The 465-nt window shown below is 66.9% G+C and carries 1 protein-coding gene; it reads left to right on the plus strand.

Annotated elements, in window-relative coordinates:
* Positions 1-465 (plus strand): UDP-3-O-(3-hydroxymyristoyl)glucosamine N-acyltransferase (locus FLP08_RS16960; protein ID WP_156278101.1); only part of this gene is annotated, 465 nt, incomplete at both ends.

Raw genomic sequence — 465 nt, forward strand, 5'->3', positions numbered from 1 at the left:
GTCGCGGCGGACGCCGAGGTCGATCCGAGCGCCAGCGTCGGCGCCTATGCGGTGATCGAGAGTGGCGCCCGCATCGGCGCTGGCGTCAGCATCGGCGCGCACTGCGTGATCGGAGCCCGTAGCGTGATCGGCGAAGGCGGCTGGCTGGCGCCGCGGGTCACGCTCTACCACGACGTCACCATCGGCGCGCGGGTGAGTATCCAGTCGGGCGCGGTGATCGGCGGCGAAGGTTTCGGTTTCGCCAACGAGAAGGGCGTCTGGCAGAAGATCGCCCAGATCGGCGGGGTGACCATCGGTGACGACGTCGAGATCGGCGCGAACACCACCATCGACCGTGGAGCACTGTCCGATACGCTGATCGGCAACGGTGTGAAGCTGGACAACCAGATCATGATCGCGCACAACGTGCAGATCGGCGATCATACCGCCATGGCCGCTTGCGTCGGCATTTCCGGCAGCGCCAAG

This window comes from Christiangramia aestuarii (assembly GCF_009735585.1).
Lineage (GTDB): Bacteria > Bacteroidota > Bacteroidia > Flavobacteriales > Flavobacteriaceae > Christiangramia > Christiangramia aestuarii.